Below are 20,117 nucleotides of genomic sequence, written 5' to 3'. Positions count from 1 at the left end.
CCATGTCGGCGGTCAAGGGATTACTAACGGAAATGCCGCATCCGAAGCGCGCTCCACAGGCCAAGGAAAAACTGGTCCAGAGAATTGGTCCAGATGGCGCTCGCGGCGAAGGTTTGCAGGGGTGACGGCCGCCATGGAAGGTTCCGCCCCCCGCCGCACCCGCATCCAGCAGGAAAAGCGCGAGCTGATCCTGGAAGCAGCGCTCGAGGTCTTCTCCACCAACGGCTTTCGCGGCTCGACCATCGACCAGATCGCCGAAGCGGCCGGCATGTCGAAGCCGAACCTGCTCTACTACTTCCGCCGCAAGGAAGACATTCACGAAACGCTGATGGAGCGGCTGCTCGAGACGTGGCTGGCGCCGCTCAGGGAACTCGACGACATCGGCGACCCTCTCACCGAGCTGCGCAGCTACATCAGGCGCAAGCTCGAAATGGCGCGCGATTTCCCGCGCGAAAGCCGGCTCTTCGCCAACGAGATCCTGCAGGGCGCGCCGCGCATCATGCCCCTGCTGGAAGGCGAGCTGAAAACGCTGGTCGACGAGAAGGCCGCCGTCATCAAGGGCTGGATGCGCGCCGGCAAGATCGCCCGCACCGACCCCTGGCACCTGATCTTCTCGATCTGGGCGACGACGCAGCACTATGCCGATTTCGACGTCCAGGTGCGCGCCGTGCTCGGCCCCGACCGCGGCGGCGACGGCCGCTTCGAAGATGCCGCCCGGTTCCTCGAGCAATTGTTCATCGATGGGCTGAAGCCGAAGGGCTGAACGTCGGATGGCGTCAGGCGCTGCGCCGTTCGGCCGGGAGTGCGTCGAGCAGCTCTTGCAGCTTGGCGATCGAGTTCTGCTCGGCAAGCGGCGTGTAGACGATCAGCCGCATGTCGGAACCGTCATCGATCGACAGGCTCATATGCTCGAACACCATCGCGCCCGCGGTCGGATGCCGGACGTGCTTCACGCCGGTCAGCTTTCGCGCCACGTCGCGCCGCGGCCACCAGTCGCGGAACTCGGGGCTTGAGCGCATCATCAACGCGATCAGCCGGTCGAAATCCGGATCGCCGACATATTTGGCGCTCTCCGCCCGAAACGAAGCCAGCACCACGCGTGCGAGTTCCTCCCAGTCGACCAACAGGCGGCGATGATGCGGGCTGGTGAACACCATGTGGACGATGTTGCGGGCATCGCCCTCCAGCAGGCCATAATCACCGAACACGGCCACCGCCGCCGGGTTCCAGGCCAGCACGTCCCAGCGCCGGCCGACGACATAGGCCGGCTGCAGGACGAGGCTTTGCAGCATGTGCAGAAGCGCGCCGTCGATCTTTTCCGGCACCACAATGCGCCGCTCCGGCTGCTGGCGGCCGGCAAGGATGAACAGATGACGCTTCTCGACTGCATCGAGGCGCAACGCCTCCGACAGCGCCGTCAGCACTTCCACCGAGGGGCGGACGTCCCTGCCCTGTTCAAGCCAGGTGTACCAGGTCGTGCCGACGCCCGCGATCATCGCTACCTCCTCGCGCCGCAGCCCCGGCGTGCGCCGGCGCGCGCCGCAGGCGATGCCGGCGGTCCCGGGTGAAAGCCTTTCACGGCGCGAGCGCAGGAAGGCGCCAAGCTCACGCCGGCGGCTGTCTTCCGGCGAATGGGAGATCGTATCCATGGGGCTTATTATAGCAGTATTGATACCAGGATAAAGTTTGAACTGTTTGGGATGCGCGCCGCGCCCCATCTTGCGTTCAGGGCAAAAGATGGAGGCTCTGAACATGGATTTGAAAGACAAGACCGTCCTCATCACCGGATCGACCGACGGCGTCGGCCGCGTCGTCGCGGAGAGGCTCGGCGCAAGCGGCGCCCGCGTGCTGGTGCACGGCCGCGATGAAGGCCGAGGCAAGACAGTCGCTTCCGCCATCGAGGCCGCGGGCGGCAAGGCCGAGCTTGTCGTCGCCGATCTCTCGTCGCTTGCCGAGGTCAGGCGCCTCGCCGAAGCCGTGCGCGCCAGAACAAACCGGCTCGACATTTTGATCAACAATGCCGGTATCGGCACTGCCGGCGAAGCGTCGAAAAGGCAGGTCAGCGCCGACGGCTACGAGCTGCGCTTCGCCGTCAATTATCTCGCCGGCTTCCTGCTGACCTCTGAGCTGCTGCCGCTGCTCAGGGCGAGCGCGCCGGCGCGCATCGTCAATGTCGCCTCGGCCGGCCAGCAGGCGATCGATTTCGACGACGTCATGCTGACCCAAGGCTACAGCGGCGTGCGCGCCTACTGCCAGAGCAAGCTGGCGCAGATCCTGTTCAGCGTCGATCTGGCCGGAGAGCTGAAAGGCAGCGGCGTCACCGTCAACGCGCTGCATCCGGCAAGCTACATGGACACGACCATGGTCCGGCAGGCGGGCGTCACGCCGTGGAGCTCGGTCGAGACCGGCGCCGAGGCCATCCTCAATCTTGCGACGTCGCCGGCGCTCGAGGGCCGCAGTGGCCTCTATTTCGACGGCCAGCGCGAATCCCGCGCCGACGCCCAGGCCTACGACGAAAAGGTCCGCCGGCAGTTGCACTCATTGAGCCTCGGACTGATCGAGCGCGCCTCAGCCACAACCAGGGAAAGACAGTCATGAGTGAGAAAATCGAGCATTGCGTCATTATCGGCGGCTCATCCGGCATCGGCTTGGCCACGGCCAGGCGGCTGGTCGGTCCCGCCATGAAAGTCACGATCACCGGCCGCAACGAGGACAAGCTCAAGGACGCCTGGAGGACCCTTGGCGGCAGCGTCGGCAAGGCCGCCTTCGACGCGACCAGGCCCGATGAGGTCCGGCATTTCTTCGACGGCCTCGGGCATTTCGATCACCTCGTCCTGGCCGCCAGCGGCGGCAAGGGGCTTGGACCGTTCGCGACCCTCGACCTCGCCGACATAGGCAGCGGCGTCGACGAAAAGATCCGGCCGCAGCTCTCCTGCCTGCAGGCGGCCCTGCCGACGTTGAGCAAACACGGATCAGTGACCTTCATTTCGGCCGTTTCGGCGCAGCTCGCCGCGCCCGGCATCGCCGGCATCGGCGCCATCAACGGCATGCTTCTGACCGTTGCGCCGATCCTCGCCGTGGAGCTGAAGCCGCTGCGCGTCAATGTCGTCGCTCCGGGTGTCATCGACACGCCGTGGTGGGATTTCCTGCCGGAGGACCAGCGGCAAGCGGTCTTTGCCGAATATGCCGGCAAGACGCCCGTCGGCCGTATCGGCCGCGCCGAGGACGTCGCCGACGCGATCGCTTTCCTGGTCTCCAACGGCTTCATGACCGGCCAGGTGCTGACCTGCGACGGTGGCCTGCGATACGCCGCGTGACGGAGACAATCGCAGCCGCGCTCAAAGCGGCTGCGCCATCAGCGCCAGGAACCCTCCGGCCAGCGCAACATTGGCGACAAAGCCGTTGATCCGCGCCGCTCGCTCCGGCCCCTGATGATCCCAGAAATTGTCGAACATGATCGTTGCGACGACCAGAAACAGGATAAGGCAAGCAGCGCCAAGTGCCGCCCAGACGCCCGCCACGATCAGGCCGCCGGCGACGACCTGCAGGAGGATGCCGAGCCACAGCGCCAGCCCCGCCTGCGGCACGCCGCGTTCGGTCATCAATTGGGTCAGGAACGCCCTGTTCCGGATGTTGCGCAAGCCGGCAAAGACAAAGGCGCCACCGAGCAGCAGTCGTGCGGCAAGCAGAATCTCGTTCTGAAAATTTGCAAACATGTGATTGATCCTAAAACAAAAAGGCGCGGGTCCGCTCTCGGACCCGCGCGGTCCTCCTTCCGATCAAGCGGCTTTCGCCGCCTGCGTCGGATGAATGGCCTGGAACGGGACGCAAAGCCGGTTCCAGGTGTTGATCATGCCGATCGCGACCGACAGCTTGACCAGTTCCTCCTCCGAGAAATGCGCGAGCGTACGGGCATAGAGTTCTTCCGAGACGCCGTTCTCGGAAATCTTCGTCACCGCTTCGGTCCAGGCGAGCGCGGCACGCTCGCGTTCGGAAAACAGCGGCGATTCCTTCCAGGCGGCGACAAGATAGAGCCGCTGCTCGCTCTCGCCGTCCTGCCGCGCTTCGCGGCTGTGCATGTCGACGCAGAAGGAGCAGCCGTTGATCTGCGAGGCCCTGAGCTTGATCAGATGCAGCAGGCTCACCTCCAGCCCGCATTCGTCGACCGCCTTGTTGAGCGCCGACACCGCCTTCATGATCTCGGGCGCCTTGGCGAAGAATTGCAGCCTCTGTTTCATGGTTCTTACCTTTCACTCTTGCTTGGGGGAACTTGGTTTGGATGAACTTTCTGCGGCCGCTGATAGCGGGCAACGAAGGCGCATCCCGCCGCGACCGAGCGCGGATCGGCCTCGCTGACATAGTCAGCCACGATCGCCGACAGCCTGACCTCGGCGAGAGCCGCCCGGTAGGCGCGCTCGGCCTTGAGCATCGCGGCATTGATGCCGCATGGCTTCACATAGGCCGAAGCATCGAGCCGCACAGGGCCGCGCTGGCGGATCTCGCCGCAGCGGAAGGCAGGTTCCCTGCCCTCGACGGCGAGCACGATGTCGAGCAGCGTGATGCGCTCGCACGGCTTCGCCAGACGGTAGCCGCCGGCCGGTCCCGGCACCGATTCCAGAATGCCCGCGGCCGTCAGCATGTTGAGATGCTTGAGCAAATAGCTCGGCGACACACCGAAGGCCTCCGCCAGGGCGGCGCCCGGCATGGTCGCGGCGCCATCCACCCCGGCGAGCATCGCGGCGCAGTGGATCGCCGCCTCGATGCCTTCTCCCAGTTTCATGATGCCACGCTCCAGTTCATGGATATCTTTTATCGTGGATATTTTTTATCTGCAATACCAAAATGAAAAACGGCGTCCGAAGACGCCGCTTTTCGTCGCGTACCTTCCCTATTCCGCAGCCGCCTTGGCCATCGGATTGTTCGGGTGCGTCGTCCAGTTGGCATAGACCGGCGACACCGGCTTGCCGGTGCGCTCGTCCATTGCGCCGACGGCCAGCGGCTCCATGGTGATGCAGCCCTCGACCGGGCAGACATTGACGCACAGATTGCAGCCGACGCACTCGGCCTCGATCACCTCGAAATGCCTGACGCCGTCGACCATGGCAGTGATCGCCTGGTGCGAGGTGTCCTCGCAGGCAATGTGGCAGCGGCCGCATTTGATACAGGCGTCCTGGTCGATATGCGCCTTGGCCACATAGTTGAGGTTGAGATACTGCCAGTCGGTGACGTTGGGCGTGGCGCGGCCGACGATGTCGGCGAGCGAGGCGTGGCCCTTCTCGTCCATCCAGTTCTCGAGGCCCGCGATCATCTCCTGCACGATCTTGAAGCCGTAGGTCATCGCCGCCGTGCAGACCTGCACATTGCCGGCGCCGAGCGCCATGAATTCCGCCGCGTCGCGCCATGTGGTGATGCCGCCGATGCCGGAGATCGGCAGGCCGCGTGTCTCGGCATCGCGCGCGATCTCGGCCACCATGTTCATGGCGATCGGCTTCACCGCCGGGCCGCAATAGCCGCCATGCGAGCCCTTGCCGTCGATGGTCGGCTGCGGCGCGAAACTGTCGAGATCGACGCCCGTGATCGAATTGATGGTGTTGATCAGCGACACCGCGTCGGTGCCGCCGGCATGTGCCGCGCGCGCCGGCTTGCGGATGTCGGTGATGTTGGGCGTCAGCTTGGTGATGACCGGCATGCGGGTGTTTGCCTTGCACCAGCGCACCACCATTTCGATATATTCCGGCACCTGGCCGACCGCCGAGCCCATGCCGCGTTCCGACATACCGTGCGGGCAGCCGAAATTGAGCTCGATACCATCGGCTCCGGTCTCCTCGACCACCGGCAGGATCGCCTTCCAGCTTTCCTCGACGCAGGGCACCATCAGCGAGACGACGACGGCGCGGTCCGGCCAGTCCTGCTTGACCTGCTTGATCTCGCGCAGATTGGTCTGCAGCTCGCGGTCGGTGATCAGCTCGATGTTGTTGAGGCCGAGCAGGCGGCGGTCGGCGCCCCAGATCGCGCCGTAGCGCGGGCCGTTGACGTTGACCACCGGCGGCCCCTCCTCGCCGAGCGTCTTCCAGACCACGCCGCCCCAGCCCGCCTGGAAGGCGCGGATGACGTTGTAGGCCTTGTCGGTCGGCGGCGCCGAGGCCAGCCAGAACGGATTTGGCGACTTGATGCCGACGAAATTGTTCCTGATATCTGCCATGCTCATGCCCTCCCGTTAGAGGTCAGTGCCCGGTTGATGCTTTCGGCCGCGTCGCGGCCTTGCGCCACCGCCGAAACGGTTAGGTCGTCGCCGCCGAAGATGCAGTCGCCGCCGGCCCAAACCTTGGCCAGCGAGGTGCGGCCCTCGGCATCGACCTTGATGCGGCCGCCTTCGAGTTCGATCTCGGCGCCGCTGCCGTTCAGCGCGGCCGTAACAAAGCTCTGGCCGATCGCCTTGAACACCTGGTCGGCCGCGAGCGTGAGCCGCTCGCCGGTGCCGGCCAGCTTGTCGCCGTCCATCGCCGTATATTCGAGCTCGATCGCCGACACCTTGCCGTTCTCGGCGATGACCCGCTTGGGCTGCAGCCAGTGGCGGATGGTGACGCCGTTGGCGGCGGCCAGATCCTGCTCGAAGCCGGAGGCATTCATGTGCTCCTGGCCGCGCCGGTAGCAGATCGTCACCTCCTCGGCGCCGAGCAGCTTCGACTGCACCGCGGCGTCGATCGCCGTCATGCCGCCGCCGATGACGACGACGCGCCGGCCGACCGGCAGGCCGGAAAGATCGCTGGCCTGACGCAGTTCCGCGATGAACTCCACCGCGTTGGTGACGCCATCGCTGCCCTCGCCGTCGGCGCGCAGCGCGTTGACGCCGCCGAGCCCCATGCCGAGGAACACGGCATCGTAATTCCGGATCAGGTCGGAGAGCTGGTAGTCGCGGCCGAGCGCCTTGCCGTTCTGGATGTCGATGCCGCCGATCGAGGTGACGTAGTCGACCTCGGCCTGGGCGAAATTGTCGACGCTCTTGTAGGCGGCGATGCCGTATTCGTTGAGGCCCCCGGCCTTCGGCCGCGCCTCAAGGATGGTCACGTCATGGCCATGGCGGGCAAGCCGATGGGCGGCGGCAAGCCCGGCCGGCCCGGCGCCGACCACCGCGACGGATTTTCCGGTCGGTTCGGCGCGCGCATAGAACTGCTTGTCCTCGCTCATTGCGACATCGGTGGCGTAGCGCTGCAGCCGGCCGATCTGCACCGGCTTGCCCTCGGCCACCTCGCGCACGCAGACTTCCTCGCACAGCGTCTCGGTCGGGCAGACGCGGGCGCACATGCCGCCAAGGATGTTCTGGTCGAAAATGGTCTTGGCCGAGCCGAGGGGATTGCCGGTCGAGATCTGGCGGATGAACAGCGGGATGTCGATCGAGGTCGGGCACGCATTCATGCACGGCGCGTCGTAGCAGAAATAGCAGCGATCGCTTTCGACCAGCGCCTCGTGATGGTCGAGCGGTGGATGCAGATCGGAAAAATTGTCGGCATACTGTTCGGACGACAGCCGGCCGCCGGCTATGCCCTCTTTGAAATGACCAGTCGCCATTCCGGTTCCCCTTGTTTTGTTTTGGGGAAGGCTAGCACGTTTTATTTTTTTATCAATTGGTCAATTTTCGGCCAAGTCGCTGAAAAGGCTCTATAAAAACATGATAATTATACTCATGTTATGGCAAGCACGGAGGGCTCGAATGACCCGGCGCTTTCGCTGCCCGGGCCATGGATCGACCTGATCTCCTCCGCGACCAGTTCCTGGAGCCGCCACAGATTGCGGTCGTGGATGCCGAACGTCTCGAGATGACTGACGGTGTTGTAGAGATATTCGGCGCCGGAGCCGACATGGCCGCAGGCACGGGCCAGCACATGCGCCACCTTCTCCAGCGGCTGGCCGAGCGAGGTACCCCTGCCGGTCACCCCGACCCAGAAGCCCAGCGCCTTGCGCGGCCCTTGCGCGGTGCGCACCGGCACCCATCGGACCGAGGCGACGCTTTCGTGATCATCGATCTCGCGCCGCAGCAGCCTTTCGATCTGGGCCGGCTTGTCGCCGTCCGGCAGGCGATAGATGACGCCGTCGCAGCGGCCGCCCCGTTCCAGCGCCATCATCAGCCCGGGCTGCGCGGCGCTGCCGCGCCAGCGAACCATGTCGAGGCAGAACGACCGATGCCAGCCATGGGCCGAGGCGCGCTGCTGCTCGACGGAATCGAAGGCCGGCTTCCAGATCAGCGAGCCATAGGCGAACACCCACAGCGGCCCTTCGTCGGCTTCGCCTGATAGACGCTCGGCAAGCGCGCGGAAATCATCGTCGTTCAATTGCGTCCAGCTGCCGTCCGGACCTGGATCGGCTTCCTCCCGATGACAGAGCGCCACAAGCTCCGGCGTGAGCGACATCTGCCGCATGGATGGTGATCCCCTCATTGACGGACAAGCAAAGGCGAAAACCGCATGGCGCGCAAGATTGCAGGCACAGCGCCTTGCCGCCGTCGATTTCCGGCCCATGTCGGATTCCTGTCGCCGGATCATCCTAAGATCGGTCACGAGACGATCAACCGAGGAAACCGAAGGAGCATGACGATGCCGAAATCCCCGATGCCGTTCTTCTGGTACGAGTTGATGACCACCGACCTCGACGCCGCCGAGGCCTTCTACACAGCCATTGTCGGCTGGAAGGGGCAACCCTTCGATACCTCGCCCGGCATGCCGCGCTACATCGTCATGAATGTCGGCGAGCGCGGCGTCGCAGGCTTGATGACGCTGCCCGAGGATGCCGCCAAGATGGGCATGCCGCCCGCCTGGCTCGGCTATATCCATAGCAAGGATGCCGATGGCGCGACCGCGTCGCTCAAGGACGCGGGCGGCACCGTGCACCGCGCACCCGACGACATTCCGGGCGTCGGGCGCTTCGCCGTCGTTGCCGATCCGCAAGGCGCGACCTTCATGTTCCTGCAGCCGAACCAGCCCGATCAGCCGCCGGTGCCGGCGCGAACGCCAGGCCACATCGGCTGGCATGAGCTCTACACGACGGACTGGACGGCAGCCTTCGATTTCTATGCCGAGCAGTTCGGCTGGACAAAGGCCGGCGACTTCGACATGGGTCCGGCGATGGGCACCTACCAGGTCTTCGCTTTTGGCGGCGAGCCCGTCGGCGGCATGATGAACAAGCCCGAACAGATCCCGGTGCCGGTCTGGCAGTTCTACTTCAACGTCGCCGCCATCGACGCGGCGGCCAAGCGCGTGACCGACAATGGCGGCAAGGCTATCATGGGTCCAATGGAGGTGCCCGGCGGCGATTGGATCGTGCAATGCACGGATCCGCAAGGCGCGCATTTCGCGCTCATCGCGCCGATGCGGTAAAACCACCGCATTGCGATTGGTGAAAGCGGCAGCAACAGCCGATCTCCCGCTTGGGCGGATTGTCCGGCCCTCCTCCGCAACTACTGCGGAGGACGGGCAAGACAGAGAGGGCGCCGTCCCGCCGACCTCACCCTAGTGCGTTACTCCGGCGTCAGAACGGCGACTTTGAGGTCGGCCTTCTTGCTGCCGCTGAGCTGAACGGTGGCCGGGCCGGCCGACAGCTTGAAGCGCACGCTCTTGCGAATGCCCGGGCAGGTCTTCACGCCGCTGAACCCAGCCGACTTCACGGCATGGCCGTCCTGCACGATATCGATCCAGGCCTCATCCGACAGGCTGACCTGGAGCTCTCCTTCAGGCGGCACGACGATGCTTGCGGTCGCGCCGAACGTGCCGGCTGCCGGGGCACGGTCCGGTGGCACTTCAAAGCTGACCGTGTCGACCGCTGCGAGCGTGAAATCCATCGCCTGGCCGACCGTCAGGGCAGCGCCGGACTGCGCGGCCGGCGCTGCCGCAAACAATGCCTGCTCGCGTGCCACCGGCCATTTGAAGGCATCACAGCCGCCGTCGGCGGCCATGGCGAAGCTGGTGCCTGCAAGGATTGCGAACAGGCTGATGACGATTGTTTTCATGGCAAAGGGAACTCGGATGGTTGGCATACCCGCATCAATACAACCATAGCGATACTTATGCAACCATGAAGGGAAACATTTTTGGGAGATGAAACCATTTTCACTCACCGATTGTTGAAGGCAGGGCATCGGAAGTGAGTGGTCCATTGCCGGGCGATATTTTATGGCCAGGCGGGGAGGCAAAATGGAGTTTTAGATGAAGCTTTTCGAAGGTCTTTCCCAGTACCGGCCACAGGCGCTCGGCGTGCTGCGCATCGTGACTGCGCTGCAATTCATCGAGCATGGCACCCAGAAACTGTTCAATTTCCCCGTCGGCGAGCACGCCGGCGCCTTGAGCGGGTTGCCTCTGGCTGCCGGCATCCTTGAATTCGCCGGCGGCATCCTTCTGGCCCTGGGGTTGTTCACCAGGCCGGTGGCGTTCCTTCTGGCTGGCGAGATGGCGATCGCCTATTTCATGGCGCATGCGCCGCGCGACTTCTTCCCGGTCAACAATGGCGGCGACTCGGCGATCTCGTTCTGCTTCATCTTCCTCTATCTGGTGTTTGCCGGCGCCGGCGCCTTCGCGCTGGACAACCGCCGCAACGCGTGAGCCTGCCACACGGTTTCAGGCGCGCATCCGCTCGAAATTGGCGTCGAACAGCGGCGCCGATTGGATGCGCGCGCCATGGCGCTTGCCCAGAATCTCGATCTCGAAGCCGTCGGCCTCGTCGGCGATCTCCTTCGGCACATAGCCCATGGCGACCGACCTTTTCGCGTGATGCGCGTAGCCGCCCGAGGTGACCCAGCCGCGCACGGCGCCGTCGAACCAGATCGGCTCGTCGCCGATGACGTCGGCATCATCCGCCTCGACGATGAAGGCGCGCAGTCGTAGCTTGCCGCCCTGCTTGCGTTCGGCCAGTGCCGCCGCCTTGCCAATGAAGTCCGCCTCCTTGCCGTAGGCCACGAAGCGGTCGAGGCCGGCCTCCAGCGGCCCGTAGGTCGGCCGGTACTCGCGCGCCCATGAGCCATAGTTTTTCTCCAGCCGCAGCGCATTGAGCGCGCGCGACCCGAACAGGCCGATGCCGAATTCCTCGCCCGCCGCCATCAACGCCCCGAAGGCGGCGCGCTGATACTCCGGCGCCACCCAGATCTCGTAGCCGAGATCGCCCGTATAGCTGACGCGGCCGACCAGGCACGGCGCCATGCCGATGTCCATCCTGGCCACCGCCATGAAGGGGAATGCGGCGTTGGAGACATCCGCGCGCGTCACTTTCGCCAGAACATCCCGCGCCTTCGGTCCGGCGATCGCCAGCCCGGCCAGCTTCTGTCCCAGCGCCTCGATGCGCACCGAACCGTTCTTCGGCAGATGCGCCTCGAACCAGCGCATATGGTATTGCTCGGCGATGCCGGAGCCGGCGATGAACCACTCGCCGTCGTCGATGTTGGCCAGCGTGAAATCGCCGATCAGCCTGCCGTCATCCTTCAGCATCGGCGCCAGCGTCATGCGGCCGCGCTTCGGCAGCTTGCAGGCCAGCATGCGGTCGAGCCAGCCAGCTGCGCCCTCGCCCGTCACCGCATATTTGGCGAAGTTGGAAATCTCCGCCAGGCCGACGCCGCCGCGCACCGCCGCCACTTCCTTCGCGACATGGTCGAAATCGCTCGAGCGCCGCCACGAGAACTCGTCCCTGACGCCGTCAGGGGCATACCAGAGCGGCACCTCCAGCCCGTAGGACACGCCCCATTGCGCGCCCTTGGCCGAGAGGGCGTCATAAACCGGCGTCGTCTTCAGCGGCCGTCCGGCCGGCAGTTCCTCGTTGGGGAAGCGGATCGAGAAGCGCCGCGAATAATTCTCGCGCACCTTGGCATTGGTGTAGGCCATCGTCGCCCAGTCGCCGTAGCGCGCGACATCCATGGCCCAGATGTCGGCGCCGGGATCGCCTTCGATCATCCAGTTGGACAGCGCCAGTCCCACGCCGCCACCCTGCGAGAAACCAGCCATGACGCCGCAGGCGACCCAGAAGCCCGGCAGGCCGCGCACAGGCCCGACCAGCGGATTGCCATCCGGCGCGAAGGTGAAGGGGCCGTTGATGATCTGCTTGATGCCGGTGTTCTGGAAGGCGGGGAAATGCCGAAAGCCGACTTCCAGCGACGGCGCGATGCGATCGATGTCCGGCTCCAGCAGTTCATGGCCGAAATTCCACGGGGTCTGGAACTCGGACCACGGCTTGTTGGCCTTCTCGTAGGTGCCCATCAGCATGCCGCCGCGCTCCTGGCGCAGATAGAGCTCGCCGTCGAAATCGACCGCATGGATGATCTCGGTGCCGGTCTTCTGGTTCCAGGCGGCGACCTCGGGCATGTCCTCGGTGATCAGGTACATGTGCTCCATGGCGAGCACCGGCAATTCGAGGCCGACCATGCGGCCGACCTCGCGCGCCCACAGGCCGCCGGCATTGACGACATGCTCGGCTACCACCTCGCCCTTGTTGGTGATGACGCGCCATGAGCCGTCGGGCCGGCGCACGATGTCCTCGACCTTGGTGAAGCGCTCGACCTCCGCACCCAGTTTCCGGGCCGCCTTGGCATAGGCATGCGTCACGCCGGACGGATCGAGATGGCCATCCTCCTTGTTGCGCACCGCGCCGACGAACTGCTTTGGATCGAGCAGCGGCATCAGTTCCGCCGCCTCATTGGGCGAGATCTCCTCAAGGTCGATGCCGAGATAGCGGCCCTTGGCGACCACGCCGCGCAGCCAGTCGAGCCGCGCCTCGGTCGCAGCCAAGAGCACGCCGCCGGTCAGGTGCACGCCGGTCGCCTGGCCGGACAGTTCCTCGATCTCCTTGTAGAGCGAGATCGTATATTTCTGCAGCTTGGCGACGTTGGGATCGCCATTGATGGTGTGCATGCCGCCGGCCGCGTGCCAGGTCGAGCCGGAGGTCAGCTCGTCGCGCTCCAGCAGCACGACATCGGTCCAGCCGTGCCGGGCCAGATGGAACAGCACCGAGCATCCGACGACACCGCCGCCAATGACCACGACCTTTGCATGCGATTTCATGGGGTTTTCTCGTTATTTCAGTGAGTTGGGAAGATAAGACGAATCGGAAAGGCAGCGCCTCGCGCCGACGCCAAGGAACTCACGGCTCGCCCTGCCCGATCGCTTCCTTGCGGCGCGCCATATAGGCTTCGAGCGCCTCGCGCACGGCAGGATCCATCGCCGGCTCGGCATACTCCTCCAGCGCCTTCTTCCACAGCCGCGTTGCGCGCGCGGTCGCGTCGAGGCCACCGGCTTCCTGCCAGGCTTCGTAATTCTGCCAGTTGGAAAGCATCGGCTGGTAGAAGGCGGTGGCGTAGCGCTCCAGCGTGTGCGGCTCGCCGAAGAAATGGCCGCCGGTCGGCACCGCGCCCAATGCCTCGACCGCGAGCTCCCCTTCGTCGACAACGATCGGGCGCAGAAACTCCATCATGTGCTGGATCATCTCGACGTCGATGATGAATTTCTCGAACGATGCGGTCAGCCCGCCCTCCTGCCAGCCGGCGGCGTGGTAGACGAGGTTGCCGTGGCCGAGCACCGCGCCCCATAGCGCCATCAGCGTCTCGTAGGCGCCTTGCGCGTCGGCGGCATTGGAGGCCGAACCCGGCGTCGTCCGGTACGGCAAATCATAGCGCCGCGCCAATTGCCCGGAGGCGATATTGGCCTTGGTGTTTTCCGGCGTGCCGAAGGCCGGCGCCCCCGACTTCATGTCGACATTGGAGGTGAAGGCGCCATACATGACCGGCGCGCCGGGCCGGACGAGCTGCGTCAGCACAACGCCGAACAGCGCCTCGGCGTTCTGCTGCGCCAGCGCGCCGGCCAGCGTCACCGGGCTCATCGCCCCCATCAGCGTGAACGGCGTCACCGCCACCGACTGGCCGAACTCGGCCATGGTCATCAGACCCTCGGCCATCATCTCGTCGAAGCGGCGCGGCGAGTTGACCGAGATGATGGTGGCGATGCCCGGGTCGTCGCGCATCTGATCAAGCGTCAGCCCGCGCGCGATCGCCATCATCTCGATGCCGTCGAGCGCCCTGCCTCGGCCGATCGCCGAGACATGGAAGCATTTGTCGGTCAGCGTCAGGTTGGTGAAGTAGGTGTCGAGATGGCGCGAATTGGCCGGCAGTTCGATCGGCGCGCAAACCTGGTTGCCGAGCATGTGGACGCAGTTGAAATGCTGCGCCAGCCGCACGAGGTCCTGATAGTCGCGCAAATTGCCGGCGCGGCGGCCACGCTCCATGTCGTGCACGTTGGGCGGCCCGGCGACGAGCGTGAAATTGATCGTGTTGCCGCCGAGATGGATGGCGTGGGCCGAGTTGCGTGGGGTAAGCGCGTAGCTGGCACGCGTCGTCTTCAGTGCCTCGGCGACCATGCCGCGATCGATGCGGACATTCATCGACGCCTGATCGACGCTGGCACCCGCCTTTTCGAACAGCGCCAGCGCCCGCGGGCTCATCACCTCGATGCCGAAATTTTCAAGGATGTGCATCGAGGCTTCATGGATCGCCTCGATCTGGTCGGCCGAGAGCAGCGCCATCGGCGGATAGGGGTTGGTCACCCGCCTTGCCGGCAATTGCGGGATGACGGACGGCCCCCGGTTGCTGGTTCGCTCAGTGCCGCGCTTGCGTCTTGGTTCGGTCATGCCGCACATCAGAGCGCCGGCACGAAAGCGTGGCTGTCAGAAATCCGCCATTTGCGGGCGTGATTTTAGCCAAGGCGGCATTTCTGATATTCCATTGCGACAAAAGCGACATCGAGAGTCGAAATCATAATACCGGGGCGGAGCGGCGACGGTGGCTCGCCAGCCGTTAAGAAACGCCGCAAGAATCCCTTTATGTTTTCGGCCTATTCGTCTGCCGATGCGTAGGTCGAGTTTTAGTAAAATTGTAGCCGTCACCGTGCTGCTGGCGTTGGCGCTTTCGGCCTGCGCGACGCCGCCGAGCCATATCAACGACGTCTGCGCCGTCTTCGACCAGAATGACGGCTGGTTCGACAACTGGCAGGCGGCGGCCGAGCGCGCCGAGCAGAAATATGGCGTGCCGTTGCCGGTGCTGATGGCGACGGTGCGCAAGGAATCCGGCTTCAAGAGCAACGCCAGGCCGCCACGCACCAAGCTGCTCGGCTTCATTCCGTGGAAACACGTCTCGTCGGCCACGGGCTTCTCGCAGGCGCTCGACGGCACCTGGTCGCAGTACCAGAGCGAGACCGGCAACTGGGCGGCGCGCCGCACCCGCTTTGCCGACGCGGTCGACTTCGTCGGCTGGTATCATTCCAAGACCGCCGACACCTACGGCGTCGCCCGCACCGACACCTACAATCTTTATCTCGCCTATTATCTTGGCTGGACGGCGTACGGTCGCGGCAATCGCGGCGATGCCGGCGTGCAAAACTACGCCCGCGCCACCGAGAAGATGGCGCGGGACTATGCGGCGCAGCTACGGCAATGTGGAAACTAGCCCCTTCCGGTATTAGTGCCGCCTTGTCGTATCTTTCGGCTTTTTGGCACCGGTTTCGGAAGTCTCGTCGCGCACTTTGTTGCGACGGGCTCGCATTCCAGCCTGGTCCTGCTCCACGGCCTCGCCGATCTGGTCCGCTTCGGGAGTCGACGATTTGCCACGCGGCCGGTTGGGAGCCGTTCCTGTCAAACCCGGCCCCGCGCCGTGCACATCTTCCGGCACGCCCTCATGCGCGGCGTGCTCCTTGTCGAACTTGATCACCTGATCCATCTTCGCCAGCACGTCATCGGCAAGCCAGCACAGGCTCATATGGCCGTCGCCGAGGTTCTTCACCGGCGGCACCTTGGTCTCGCACAGATTGTCCGGCACCAGCTTCTTGTAGCCGCAGCGCGTCTGGAACGGACATCCGGTCGGCGGGTTCATCGCCGACGGAATGTCGCCCTCGAGCACGATGTGCTTCTTGACCACGCTGGTATCGGCGATCGGGATCGCCGATAGCAGCGCCTCGGTATAGGGATGGTAGGGCGGCGAGAAGATCTGGTCGGTCGTCCCCTGCTCGACGATATAGCCGAGATACATGACGACGACGCGGTCGGCGATGTAGCGCACCACCGACAGATCGTGGCTGATGAACAGCATCGTCGTCTTGTTCTTGCGCTGGATGTCCATCAGCAGCTCTGTCACCGCCGCCTGCACCGAGACGTCGAGCGCCGAAACCGGCTCGTCGGCCACCACCACCTTGGCGTCACCGGCAAAGGCGCGCGCCACGCCGATGCGCTGTTTTTGGCCGCCCGAAAGCTGGCGCGGCTTGCGGGTCTCGAAGGCCCTCGGCAGCTTCACCAGGTCGAGCAGCTCCAGCATTCGCTTGCGGCGCTCGGCCACCGTCTTGCCGACATTGAATTTTTCCAGCGTGCGGATGATCTGCGAGCCGACCGAGTGGCTGGGGTTCAGCGTATCGAACGGGTTCTGGAACACCATCTGGATCGACGACACCGTCTCGACGTTGCGGCTCTCGATGCCGGTCGACTGGATCTCCTTGTTGCCGAGCGTCACGCTGCCGGAGCTCGCGGTCTCCAGGCCGAGCAGCACCTTGGCCAGCGTCGACTTTCCGCAGCCGGATTCGCCGACGATGGCCACCGTCTCGGATTCGCGCGCCTCGAAGGAGATCGTCTCGTTGGCCTTGACGACGCGGCCCTCGCTGGAGCCGAACACTTCGCTGCCGCCGACCCTGTAGTATTTCTTGAGGTCCTGGATCTTGAGCACGGGCGCGCCGGGCTCGACCTTCTCATTGACCTTCTTGGCGCCCGGCGGCAGCGCCTCCCAGTCGATCTCGTTGAAGCGCACGCAGCGCGAGAAATGGCCCTCATGGCCATCGACTGCGATCATCGGGATTTCGGCGGCGTTGCAGACGCCCTCGACGAAATGGTGGCAGCGCGGGCCGAAGTTGCAGCCCTTCGGCCGCTCGTGCGGCAACGGCAACTGGCCGGGGATCGAGATCAGCGGCCGGGAATTCTTGTCGGCACCGGGCAGCGGGATCGAGCGGAACAGGCCTTGCGTATAGGGGTGGCGCATCCGGTCGAACACGTCCTTGATCTTGCCGGTCTCCACCGCCTCGCCCGAATACATCACCGTGATCTTGTCGCAGGTCTCCAGGATGAGGCCAAGATTGTGCGACACGAAGATCATCGAGGTGCCGAACTTCTCGCCCAGCCCCTTGACCAGGTCGACGATGCCCGCCTCCACCGTCACGTCGAGCGCCGTGGTCGGCTCGTCGAGCAGAAGCAGCGCCGGCTTCGACAACAGCGCCATGGCAATGACGATGCGCTGCTGCTGGCCGCCCGAGAGCTGGTGCGGGTAGGAGCGCATCATGCGCTCGGGATCCGGCAGCTTCACCGCGCGCACCATTTCCAGCGCTCTGCTGTAGGCCTCCTCCTTCGACACCTTGTCGTGGATCAGCGGCACTTCCATCAGCTGCTGGCCGATCTTCATCGCCGGGTTAAGGCTCGCCATCGGCTCCTGGTAGATCATGGCGATCTTGTTGCCGCGGATGGCGCGCAGCTCATCCTCGGACAACTCGCCCATGTCCTTGCCCTGGAACTTGATCTTGCCGCCGACGATCTTTCCGATGTTGGAGAGGTCGCGCATGATGCCGAGCGACACGGTCGACTTGCCGCAACCGGACTCGCCGACGATGCCCATCGCCTCGCCGGGCATGACCGTGCAGGAAAAGTCCATGACGGCCGGTATCTCGCCCTTGCGGGTGAAGAAGGAGATCGACAGGTTCTCGATCTCGATGATCGGCCCAGGGGTCGGCTTGCCGGGATTTCGAACTGCCTCGTTCATGGGTCGCTCCAATCCTTGGTCTCTAGTTGAGCATGATCATATCCGAAAACCGGGTACCACTTTTCGGGATCATGCTTGGGGGCCTTCGACCCCGCCATCAATCCTTCATCGACTGTTCGCGCAGGGAATCGGCCAGAAGGTTCAGCCCCAGCACGAACGACATCAGCGCGATCGTCGGCGGCAGCGCCGGGTGGATGAAGGATCGCAGCAGCCGGCTGGCGTCCTTGATCGCCGTGCCCCAGTCCGGGCTCTCTGGCGCCAACCCGAGGCCGAAATAGCCGAGCGTGCCGAGCAGGATCGTGGTGTAGCCGATGCGCAGGCAGGCATCGACGATCAGCGGCCCGCGGGCATTGGGCAGGATTTCCCACAGCATGATGTACCACGGCGATTCACCGCGCGTCTGAGCCGCCGCCACATAGTCGCGCGTCTTGATGTCCATGGTCAGTCCGCGCACGATGCGGAACACGCCGGGGCTGGAGGCGAACACCACCGCCACGAAGATGTTGAGCTGGTTGGGATCGATATGCACGATCTTCAGCGGATCGGCGTCGAAGACAAGGCCGGCATAGATCCAGCCGCCGATGACGAGCGTCAGCCCGAGCAGGATATAGAGGCGATCGGGGCGGTTCTTGTAGCGGGTCCAGAACAGCACGCTGAAGAAGATGATCGGGAACAGGAAGAACAGCCCGGCCATCGCATAGGGGATCGGCGTGTCCATGATGCCGGGCGTCACCAGCAGGTAGAACAGCAGGATCACTGGGAAGGCGAGCACCAGATTGGCGAGGAAGGACAGGAATGTGTCGATCCTGCCGCCGTAGTACCCGGCCGGCAGGCCGAGCGTGATGCCGACCATCAGCGCGAAGCCGGTGGCCGCCGGCGCGATGATCAGCACGATCTGGCTGCCGAACACCATGCGCGAGAACACGTCGCGGGCGAGCTTGTCGCCGCCGAAATAGTAGATGAGTTTCGAGGTCGGCTCGATCGCGCCAGGCAGCGCGTCCTTCATCACCGGCACCTGCGCCAGCGGATCGAAGGGCGAGATGGTCGAAGCGAAGATCGCCGTGAACAGCCAGAACAGGCAGATGCCGACGCCCACGATGCCGACGCCGCTGTCGAAGAGCTGGCCGTAGAGGCCGAGCTTCTTCTTGTAGACGAAGCTCGCCCCCAGGACGATGGCGAGCGCTATCCAGACCGGCCAGAACCGCGAGATGACGCCGAGCACGACATTGAAGGCACTGATATATTCGAGCTGCATCCGCTTCGCCCCCTACTGAACTCTGATGCGCGGATTGAGAAACGCGTAGCCGACATCGGAGATGAGCTGCGTGATCAAGACGATGAACACCGAGACCAGCGAACAGCCGAGCAGAAGGTCGATGTCGTTGTTGCCGGCAGCCTCGACCAGCGTGTAGCCGAAGCCCTGGTAGCGGAACATCACCTCGACGATGACGACGCCGGTGAGCAGCCAGGGGAATTGCAGCATGATGACGGTGAACGGCGCGATCAGCGCGTTGCGCAGCGCGTGCTTGACCACCACGCTGCCGAAGGAGAGGCCCTTGAGGCGGGCCGTGCGGATATATTGCTGCGTCATCACCTCGACCATCGAGGCGCGGGTCATGCGGGCAATGTAACCGATGCCGTAGATCGCCAGCGTCATCACAGGCAGCGTGAAATTATAGAAGGTGATGCCCTGGCTCGCCGAAGCGGCGGAGCCGTTCAGCCAGCCGAGCCAGGACGCGAAGATGACGGTGAAGATGACGCCGGAAACATATTCCGGCGTCGCCGTCGACGCGATCGAGGCGACCGACAGCGTGCGGTCGGTGCGCGAGCCCTCGCGCATGCCAGCCAGGATGCCGATCAAGAGCGAGATCGGCACCATCACCGCAAGCACGCATAACATGAGGATGCCGGTGGCGCTGAGCGCCGGGAACAGCTTCGAGGCCACGGTCGTCTTGAACTTGGTCGAACAGCCGAAATCGCCCTGCAGCACGCCGGAGAATGTCGGCTCGACCGGATCGTTGCAGAAGGCGAAACGCTGCGTCGGCTTGCCCGTCGCCGGGTCGGTCACCGGCTGCTTGGGCAGCAGGCCCAGCCACTGGCCATAGCGGGCGAAGAAATTCTGCCGGTAGCCGTGGTTGACCAGCCAGTCCTCGAGCTGCTCGGCAGATGTGTGCATTTCGGTCTGGCTGATCGCCAGCTTCTTCAGGTTCGGGTTGAGATTGATCAGGAAGAAGACGATCAGTGTCAGGCACAGCATCGTCAATGCCATCGTGCCAAGACGCCTGAGGATGAAAGAAAGCATGGCGGCCCC

At 64.4% G+C, this 20,117-nt stretch carries 19 protein-coding genes; 6 read left to right on the top strand and 13 right to left on the bottom strand.

Annotation, left to right across the window (positions count from 1 at the left end; translation table 11 throughout):
- Positions 1 to 133 precede the first annotated feature (133 nt).
- Complete coding sequence (locus PU724_RS21650; RefSeq protein WP_127311434.1) at positions 134 to 763, top strand: TetR family transcriptional regulator C-terminal domain-containing protein; 630 nt, start codon at positions 134 to 136, stop codon at positions 761 to 763.
- 13 nt (positions 764 to 776) lie between these two features.
- Here the strand turns inward: PU724_RS21650 and PU724_RS21645 are convergent, their stop codons facing one another.
- A complete protein-coding gene (locus PU724_RS21645) occupies positions 777 to 1,649 on the bottom strand; it encodes a helix-turn-helix transcriptional regulator (RefSeq protein WP_354423745.1) in 873 nt (290 codons plus the stop codon).
- Positions 1,650 to 1,752: 103 nt separating this feature from the next.
- Here PU724_RS21645 and PU724_RS21640 point away from each other — a divergent pair, with 103 nt between their 5' ends.
- Positions 1,753 to 2,598: an SDR family NAD(P)-dependent oxidoreductase gene (locus PU724_RS21640; protein WP_354423747.1), complete on the top strand. Its 846-nt coding sequence runs from the start codon at positions 1,753 to 1,755 to the stop codon at positions 2,596 to 2,598.
- On the top strand, positions 2,595 to 3,317 hold the full coding sequence (locus PU724_RS21635) for an SDR family oxidoreductase (RefSeq protein WP_354423749.1): 723 nt from the start codon (positions 2,595 to 2,597) through the stop codon (positions 3,315 to 3,317). Before PU724_RS21640 ends, PU724_RS21635 begins: the two co-directional genes overlap by 4 nt.
- A 21-nt stretch (positions 3,318 to 3,338) precedes the next feature.
- Here PU724_RS21635 and PU724_RS21630 read toward each other — a convergent pair whose 3' ends face one another.
- From PU724_RS21630 to PU724_RS21605, 6 genes are all read right to left on the bottom strand, one after another.
- Positions 3,339 to 3,716 (bottom strand): DoxX family protein, encoded by a 378-nt coding sequence (locus PU724_RS21630; RefSeq protein WP_354423751.1) that lies wholly within the window; start codon positions 3,714 to 3,716, stop codon positions 3,339 to 3,341.
- Positions 3,717 to 3,779: 63 nt separating this feature from the next.
- Positions 3,780 to 4,238 (bottom strand): carboxymuconolactone decarboxylase family protein, encoded by a 459-nt coding sequence (locus tag PU724_RS21625; protein WP_292348211.1) that lies wholly within the window; start codon positions 4,236 to 4,238, stop codon positions 3,780 to 3,782.
- 5 nt (positions 4,239 to 4,243) lie between these two features.
- Positions 4,244 to 4,780: an RrF2 family transcriptional regulator gene (locus PU724_RS21620; RefSeq protein WP_292348213.1), complete on the bottom strand. Its 537-nt coding sequence runs from the start codon at positions 4,778 to 4,780 to the stop codon at positions 4,244 to 4,246.
- A gap of 108 nt (positions 4,781 to 4,888) precedes the next feature.
- On the bottom strand, positions 4,889 to 6,202 hold the full coding sequence (preA, locus tag PU724_RS21615) for an NAD-dependent dihydropyrimidine dehydrogenase subunit PreA (protein ID WP_127391214.1): 1,314 nt from the start codon (positions 6,200 to 6,202) through the stop codon (positions 4,889 to 4,891).
- A 2-nt stretch (positions 6,203 to 6,204) separates the two neighbouring features.
- Positions 6,205 to 7,569, bottom strand: a complete 1,365-nt coding sequence (locus PU724_RS21610; RefSeq protein ID WP_354423754.1) for an NAD(P)-dependent oxidoreductase — start codon at positions 7,567 to 7,569, stop codon at positions 6,205 to 6,207.
- A gap of 113 nt (positions 7,570 to 7,682) precedes the next feature.
- Complete coding sequence (locus tag PU724_RS21605) at positions 7,683 to 8,417, bottom strand: gamma-glutamylcyclotransferase (protein ID WP_354423755.1); 735 nt, start codon at positions 8,415 to 8,417, stop codon at positions 7,683 to 7,685.
- 174 nt (positions 8,418 to 8,591) lie between these two features.
- On the opposite strand from PU724_RS21605, the gene PU724_RS21600 reads away from it, so the two are divergent.
- Positions 8,592 to 9,371 carry a VOC family protein gene (locus PU724_RS21600; RefSeq protein WP_354423757.1) on the top strand — a complete coding sequence of 260 codons (780 nt, stop codon included), beginning with the start codon at positions 8,592 to 8,594 and terminating at the stop codon, positions 9,369 to 9,371.
- 140 nt (positions 9,372 to 9,511) lie between these two features.
- On the opposite strand, the gene PU724_RS21595 is transcribed toward PU724_RS21600, so the two are convergent.
- Positions 9,512 to 10,000 carry a hypothetical protein gene (locus tag PU724_RS21595; RefSeq protein WP_354423819.1) on the bottom strand — a complete coding sequence of 163 codons (489 nt, stop codon included), beginning with the start codon at positions 9,998 to 10,000 and terminating at the stop codon, positions 9,512 to 9,514.
- Positions 10,001 to 10,196: 196 nt separating this feature from the next.
- Here PU724_RS21595 and PU724_RS21590 point away from each other — a divergent pair, with 196 nt between their 5' ends.
- Positions 10,197 to 10,589 (top strand): DoxX family protein, encoded by a 393-nt coding sequence (locus PU724_RS21590; protein ID WP_127311135.1) that lies wholly within the window; start codon positions 10,197 to 10,199, stop codon positions 10,587 to 10,589.
- A 15-nt stretch (positions 10,590 to 10,604) separates the two neighbouring features.
- Here PU724_RS21590 and PU724_RS21585 read toward each other — a convergent pair whose 3' ends face one another.
- A complete protein-coding gene (locus tag PU724_RS21585; protein WP_354423759.1) occupies positions 10,605 to 13,031 on the bottom strand; it encodes a GcvT family protein in 2,427 nt (808 codons plus the stop codon).
- Between the two features lie 79 nt (positions 13,032 to 13,110).
- Positions 13,111 to 14,649 (bottom strand): trimethylamine methyltransferase family protein, encoded by a 1,539-nt coding sequence (locus PU724_RS21580; protein ID WP_354423761.1) that lies wholly within the window; start codon positions 14,647 to 14,649, stop codon positions 13,111 to 13,113.
- 217 nt (positions 14,650 to 14,866) lie between these two features.
- Here PU724_RS21580 and PU724_RS21575 point away from each other — a divergent pair, with 217 nt between their 5' ends.
- Positions 14,867 to 15,463: a transglycosylase SLT domain-containing protein gene (locus PU724_RS21575; RefSeq protein WP_127284823.1), complete on the top strand. Its 597-nt coding sequence runs from the start codon at positions 14,867 to 14,869 to the stop codon at positions 15,461 to 15,463.
- A 12-nt stretch (positions 15,464 to 15,475) separates the two neighbouring features.
- On the opposite strand, the gene PU724_RS21570 is transcribed toward PU724_RS21575, so the two are convergent.
- The 3 genes from PU724_RS21570 to PU724_RS21560 all read right to left on the bottom strand — a co-directional run bounded on the left by PU724_RS21570 (position 15,476) and on the right by PU724_RS21560 (position 20,108).
- Positions 15,476 to 17,806 carry a dipeptide ABC transporter ATP-binding protein gene (locus PU724_RS21570; protein ID WP_127391207.1) on the bottom strand — a complete coding sequence of 777 codons (2,331 nt, stop codon included), beginning with the start codon at positions 17,804 to 17,806 and terminating at the stop codon, positions 15,476 to 15,478.
- Positions 17,807 to 17,903: 97 nt separating this feature from the next.
- Positions 17,904 to 19,061: an ABC transporter permease gene (locus PU724_RS21565; RefSeq protein ID WP_127284821.1), complete on the bottom strand. Its 1,158-nt coding sequence runs from the start codon at positions 19,059 to 19,061 to the stop codon at positions 17,904 to 17,906.
- Between the two features lie 12 nt (positions 19,062 to 19,073).
- On the bottom strand, positions 19,074 to 20,108 hold the full coding sequence (locus tag PU724_RS21560) for an ABC transporter permease (protein ID WP_354423764.1): 1,035 nt from the start codon (positions 20,106 to 20,108) through the stop codon (positions 19,074 to 19,076).
- Between the last annotated feature and the right edge of the window lie 9 nt (positions 20,109 to 20,117).

The sequence above is a fragment of the Mesorhizobium abyssinicae genome (assembly GCF_049887195.1).
In the GTDB taxonomy this organism is placed as follows: Bacteria; Pseudomonadota; Alphaproteobacteria; order Rhizobiales; family Rhizobiaceae; genus Mesorhizobium; species Mesorhizobium abyssinicae.
The sequence above is the reverse complement of the archived record's forward strand: the minus strand, read 5'-3'. Positions and strand labels throughout refer to the sequence as shown.